7 protein-coding genes are annotated in these 5509 nt (G+C 55.9%); 2 read left to right on the top strand and 5 right to left on the bottom strand.

The features are described 5' to 3' along the window. The coding region (locus QZ197_RS14515) for a putative PEP-binding protein (RefSeq protein ID WP_296432848.1) at positions 1-1141 on the top strand (1141 nt) is incomplete at its 5' end. Here QZ197_RS14515 and QZ197_RS14510 read toward each other — a convergent pair. Continuing rightward, positions 1138-1497, bottom strand: coding sequence for a hypothetical protein (locus QZ197_RS14510; RefSeq protein WP_296432847.1), 360 nt, complete (start codon positions 1495-1497; stop codon positions 1138-1140). The genes QZ197_RS14515 and QZ197_RS14510 overlap by 4 nt on opposite strands. Positions 1498-1651: 154 nt before the next feature. Between QZ197_RS14510 and QZ197_RS14505 the strand changes: the two genes are divergently transcribed. Then, positions 1652-2080 carry a DUF2267 domain-containing protein gene (locus QZ197_RS14505; RefSeq protein ID WP_296432846.1) on the top strand — a complete coding sequence of 143 codons (429 nt, stop codon included), beginning with the start codon at positions 1652-1654 and terminating at the stop codon, positions 2078-2080. 7 nt (positions 2081-2087) lie between these two features. Here QZ197_RS14505 and QZ197_RS14500 read toward each other — a convergent pair whose 3' ends face one another. The 4 genes from QZ197_RS14500 to QZ197_RS14485 all read right to left on the bottom strand — a co-directional run. Continuing rightward, positions 2088-2696, bottom strand: a complete 609-nt coding sequence (locus tag QZ197_RS14500; protein WP_296432845.1) for an ABC-type transport auxiliary lipoprotein family protein — start codon at positions 2694-2696, stop codon at positions 2088-2090. 4 nt (positions 2697-2700) lie between these two features. Beyond that, positions 2701-3900, bottom strand: a complete 1200-nt coding sequence (locus QZ197_RS14495; protein ID WP_296432844.1) for an MlaD family protein — start codon at positions 3898-3900, stop codon at positions 2701-2703. Next, a complete protein-coding gene (locus tag QZ197_RS14490; RefSeq protein ID WP_296432843.1) occupies positions 3900-4676 on the bottom strand; it encodes an ABC transporter ATP-binding protein in 777 nt (258 codons plus the stop codon). The genes QZ197_RS14495 and QZ197_RS14490 overlap by 1 nt, the downstream gene beginning before the upstream one ends. A 3-nt stretch (positions 4677-4679) precedes the next feature. Further along, a partial coding sequence (locus tag QZ197_RS14485; protein WP_296432842.1) for an ABC transporter permease occupies positions 4680-5509 on the bottom strand: 830 nt, incomplete at its 5' end.

Raw genomic sequence — 5509 nt, 5'->3', positions numbered from 1 at the left:
TGGCCGTACATCGCATGCTGCGATTGTCAGTCGCGAGTTGGGATTGCCTGCCGTGGTCGGATGTGGTGAAGCCACGCATCTGCTGCACGACGGTCAAGATGTCACCGTGTCTTGCGCCGGTGGTGAAGAGGGTATTGTCACCGAAGGCATTTCGCAGATCACGATGACACAAGAGACGCTGCAAGAACTGCCGCAGGTCAAAACCAAGATCATGCTAAACCTCGCCAATCCGTCGGCGGCGCTGCGTTGGTGGCGGTTGCCTGTTGACGGGGTTGGGTTGGCTCGCATGGAATTTGTCATCAATGCCGCCGTCAAAGTGCACCCGATGGCGCTTGTGGAATTTGATGCGATCACTGATTCTGAAACCCGCGACAAGATCACGGCGCTGACCGCAGGTTATGACAGCAAGCCCGATTACTTCGTCGATCAATTGTCGCGTGGATTGTCGCGGATTGCTGCGTTTTGCTACCCTAAGCCGGTCATCGTACGGATGAGTGATTTCAAAACAAACGAATACGCAGAGCTTTTGGGTGGCCGTGATTTTGAGCCACACGAAGAAAACCCGATGATCGGGTTTCGGGGGGCATCACGCTATTATTCACCACGTTATCAAGATGGGTTTTCGCTGGAATGTCAGGCAATCGCGCGGCTGCGCGGGCAGATGGGTTTCGACAACGTCGTGATGATGATCCCCTTTTGCCGCACCCCGGACGAGGCGGACCGCGTGTTGGAGGTGATGGCGCAAAACGGGCTAGAGCGCGGCCGCGATGGACTGCAGGTCTATATGATGTGTGAAATTCCCGCCAACGTGATCCGTGCCGCTGAATTTGCGGAACGCTTTGACGGGTTCTCGATTGGGTCAAACGATCTGACCCAGCTTACGCTTGGAATTGACCGTGACAGCGACGCGCTTGCATCGCTGTTTCGCGAAGACGACCCCGCAGTTTTGTGGATGATCGAAACAGTGATCCGCAAAGCGCATGAGGCAAGATCAAAGGTGGGGTTCTGCGGGCAGGCCCCTAGCAATGATCCCAGATATGCGCAACATCTGGTGGGCTTCGGGATCGACAGTATTTCCGTGACGCCTGACAGCTTTGTTTCCGTTCTGCGCAATGTCGCCAAAGCCGAAGCCAAAACCTAGCTTTTTTGCGCCATCGCCAAACGCAAAACTGCCGCCAAAATGGCCTGCGCCAGCACTGGTCCGCGGCCTATCCCGATTGCGGCGTCGCTGTCGCGGCTATCGTCTTCACGCAATGTACATTGCCAATGCCCGTCGGTGTCGTTCGCACGGCCACGGATATGGACAGACCAGTTTGGATAAGCGTTGTCGGCAATCAAGATGGCCTGATCAGTGGTGCCAATGCGGTCGGCACCTGGCGCATCGAGCTCTGGCAGTAGAAACTTTAGCGCGTGAAGGACCCCGTCAAAATCCGCGATGGTCATTGCGCGATCCGTTTCCAGTTCCTTAATCAAAATGTCCAGTTCAGGGTCTTTCATCAGCGTTACTCCACCATGGAAATGTGATTGGGGCAGCACCCCTTGGATCGTTCATGAACTAACAATCTTTGCGTCGGGCATTTTGATTTTGATCAATCGCGGTTTCGCCCGATCAGGTACGAAGACCGCGCACCCCCTTTGAAAGGAGCCCGCGATGACCCGCACAATCCATGTTTTTGAACGCACGACGCATGAAGCCCATGAATGGGTCAACGATCTGGCCGGGCGCACCGGTTGGACGAATGAACGCGAGGTGTTGCGCCTGCTGCGTGCCGTGCTTGGCAAAATCCGCGACCACCTGCACGTCAACGAAATGGCGCAGTTTTCCGCGCAACTTCCCATCCTTTTGCGCGGTATGTTCTTTGAAGGCTGGCAACCCAAATTGACCCCTGTGCGCGAGCGCAGTGCGACTGCGTTCACAACCGCCATTGAGGAAAAAGTGGGAGATGTCGTGGGCTACCGTGGTGAAGCAGACATCAAGGCCGTTTTTAACCTGATCAACGCCCGTATTTCACGTGGCGAAGTTGAAGATGTGCGCGCCTGCCTGCCCCAAGACCTGCGCGATCTTTGGCCCGCCCCTTAGGCGGTATTCAAGCCGCGCGTGCCAAAACCCATGCCACTGCATCTGGCAATAAACCATCCAGCAGGCGTTGAAATGCGCGGGCAATCGTATCCGCTTGATCGTTGACTACGGGCATCGACCCTGCAAACCTCCGTGTCCCCAATACGCGCTGATCGCGGTCGCGTAGCATCGTCAGATCACAAGACACGCGCACCTGAAACGCACCATCGGGCTGCTGTTCGACTTCGAATGCATCAATCCGGGTCAACAGCACAGTGTCCGGCACCGGTCCCGACCCCTGCAGGCCTACGAAACCCAGCCCGCCGCTGGCTGCGAGTGATTCAATAAGAACAGATTGCAACATTTGCGGCACTTCGTCGGACCAGCGCGCATCAGGCAGGTACGTGACCGATAACGGGGTTTGCTTGATCAAGATACGGTCTGTTGCAATGGCCGCGGGTGCGGTCGGCTCCAACACCAACAAGGTGCGTGATGACCGTGCGCGTTGCTCTGCTATGGCCACAGGCTGCAATTCATAGGTGTCACGGGGCAAAGCCGCTTGGTTCAGTGAATTAAGTGCGGTGCAACCCGGCAACCCAAGGGCACCAAGGACAAAAAAGCGGCGTGTCAGGGTCATTTCGTTACCTCCGATATTCAGGGACGCGGTTGTCGAGTATAAATCCAGACGGGTTCTGGCTGATCCGTCTTGCAAGATCATTCAGCGTACGTATCAACGCGCGCGCCTCTGTGCCCAAAAGATTAAAGTCGCGTAGTCCCGGAGCCACTGCCGCAATAGCGCGACGAGCCTCGGCCACACCTGCGCGCAAATCCGTCATGATAGCAGGGACATCAGCAGTGACTGTGGCGACTGTGTCCGACATCCCCGTCAAAGCTTCGCGCGCCTCTGACAAAGCAGGACCAAGATCCGTCGCCATTAGGGCATCAGCGCGGGCAAATGCCTGATCGGCACTCACGAAAGCACCGTCCGCGTTCTCGAGCGTCGCAGTTAGATTCCCCGCCAAGGGTACAAAATCATTCTCGATCAGCTGTTTGATCGTGGCGATTGCATCATTTGCCTGTGTAATTGCGGGGGTCAACGCATCTATAGCATCATTCGCATTTTCAAATGTCTCGGTCATTGCCGCAAATGATGTGTCGGCGTCTGCCAATGTTGATTGGACCGCAGGACCAATCCCGTCAAACCCTGCGACAAAGGCTGTGACCTGATCTGTTGCGGTACGCAGTGTTTCTGAGATCTCGGAGAAGTCCGTCAACGCACGATCAAGGCCTGCCGTTGCATTGTCCACATTTTGCAGAATGTTGCGCACGTAATCCTGATTTTCCGCACCTGTCAGTTGCTCAAGCTGTTTGATGATTTTCGACGCGTCCGCCAGCAGGTCGGGCGCGCTGCTGACCAGCGATTGAAACGATGACTGACGTGACGCGATGATCGGTGGGCCATCCACCTCTGGCGTCAAAAGCGATGAACCGGGCGATCCACCCGACAGGGCGATATAGGCGACACCTGTCACACCTTGGGATTCCAGCTGTGCCACCGTGTCGACCGCGATAGGTGTATTTGCGTCGATTTCGACCGCCACATAGACTTTGCTTGGGTCCTTTTCCCAGATGCGAATGCCAACAACGCGGCCAACACCGACCCCGTTGAACAAGACATCCGCCGATTGATCAAGGCCAGAGACATTGTTAAAAAGCACGCCGTATTGCGCATACTGCCGGTCGATCTGAACACTGGCGAGCCATAAGAAAAAGCCCAAGCCACCCAATATGCCAAGCAGCGTGAACGCACCGATAATTATGAAATTTGCGCGCGTTTCCATTAACTCGCTTCCTTTTGTGCAAGGGCGGCGCGGGCGCGCGGTCCCTTGAAATAGGCCTGCACCCAAGGGTGATCTACATCTTGCATTTGCGCCATAGTACCCGTGGCCAAAACGCGTCCTTCGGCCAGCACGGCGATCCTGTCACAAATCGCATGCAGGCTATCAAGATCATGGGTGACCAAAAATACAGTCAGTCCCAAAGCACGGCGCAACTGGGCCGTCAGCGCATCAAAAGCCGCAGCGCCGATCGGGTCCAACCCTGCGGTGGGTTCATCCAAAAAGACGATTTCGGGATCAAGGGCAATCGCACGGGCAAAACCAGCCCGCTTGCGCATGCCACCTGACAGCTCGGACGGCATTTTTTGCAGTGCGTTTTCTGGCAGCCCGACCATGCGCACCTTGATCGCAGCAAGCGCCGCACGCGTTACAGGAGACAGGTCCAGTTGTTCGCGCATGGGTGCTTCGACGTTTTGTTGTACATTCAGCGATGAAAACAGTGCGCCATCCTGAAACATGACACCCCAGCGTTTGCGCAGACGGCGGTAATCATCCGCGCTGGTATCACGCACGTTTTCGCCAAAAACCGTGATCTGACCAGCGGCAGGTTTCAGCAGGCCAACAACGGCGTGCAGCAGCACGGACTTTCCGGTGCCAGAGCCGCCAACAATGCCGATAATTTCGCCGCGCTGCACATCCAGATCAAGCCCGTCATGGACGGTATGTTTGCCAAAACGGGTTACAAGACCGCGCACGCTGATGATGGGATCATCCGTCATTTACTATACCCCCATCACAGCAAAAAAGATCGAAAACATCGCGTCTGCTGTGATCACCAAAAAGATCGACAAAACCACAGAGGTCGATGTCAAATGCCCCAGCGATTCCGCGTTGCCTTCGACTTGCATACCTTCAAAGCAGCCCACGATCCCGATGATCAATGCAAAGAATGGCGCCTTGATCATGCCGACGCCCAGGTGCCAAACACCCGTGTTGCTGGCCAGCCGCGACTGAAAAACGCCTGGCGATACGCCAAGTTCGATCCACGACATCATCGCCCCGCCCACCAGCCCTGCAAGGTTCGCAATCACCCCCAGCACAGGTAACATCAACATCAGCGCCACCACACGCGGGACAACCAACACCTCTATCGGGTCAAGGCCAAGAGTGCGCATCGCTTCTATTTCCTCGCGCATTTTCATGGATCCGATGGCGGCGGTAAATGCTGAGCCGGATCGTCCAGCGACGATGATCGCGGTCAAAAGAATGCCTAATTCGCGCAAGATCGAGATCGCGATCAAATCAACGACAAAGACTTCGGCCCCGAATTGGCGCAGTTGGGCAGCACCTTGAAAGGCCAGCACAACACCAATCAAGAATGCCATCAGCGACACAATCGGCACGGCATTCAGCCCGACCTGTTGCATGTGATGCACAATCGCCGTCCATCTGACCCGGGTGGGTCGCAAGACAAGCCCCACAATTGCTGTGACGACCTCCCCTAAAAATCCGACTATCGCCAGAGCATTCTGAAAAGCCGCAACCGCCCGTCTGCCAATTTTTTCGAACCTGTCCGCCAATGTCAGGGACGGCGCATGCTGATCTCCCAATT

The sequence above is a fragment of the Yoonia sp. genome (assembly GCF_017854415.1).
GTDB lineage: Bacteria > Pseudomonadota > Alphaproteobacteria > Rhodobacterales > Rhodobacteraceae > Yoonia.
The sequence above is the reverse complement of the archived record's forward strand: the minus strand, read 5'-3'. Positions and strand labels throughout refer to the sequence as shown.

Coding starts and splice junctions, on each gene's coding strand:
- QZ197_RS14510 (WP_296432847.1), bottom strand. CDS start 1,497: ATGAAAGACCCTGAACTGGACATTTTGATTAAGGAACTGGAAACGGAT.
- QZ197_RS14505 (WP_296432846.1), top strand. CDS start 1,652: ATGACCCGCACAATCCATGTTTTTGAACGCACGACGCATGAAGCCCAT.
- QZ197_RS14500 (WP_296432845.1), bottom strand. CDS start 2,696: ATGACCCTGACACGCCGCTTTTTTGTCCTTGGTGCCCTTGGGTTGCCG.
- QZ197_RS14495 (WP_296432844.1), bottom strand. CDS start 3,900: ATGGAAACGCGCGCAAATTTCATAATTATCGGTGCGTTCACGCTGCTT.
- QZ197_RS14490 (WP_296432843.1), bottom strand. CDS start 4,676: ATGACGGATGATCCCATCATCAGCGTGCGCGGTCTTGTAACCCGTTTT.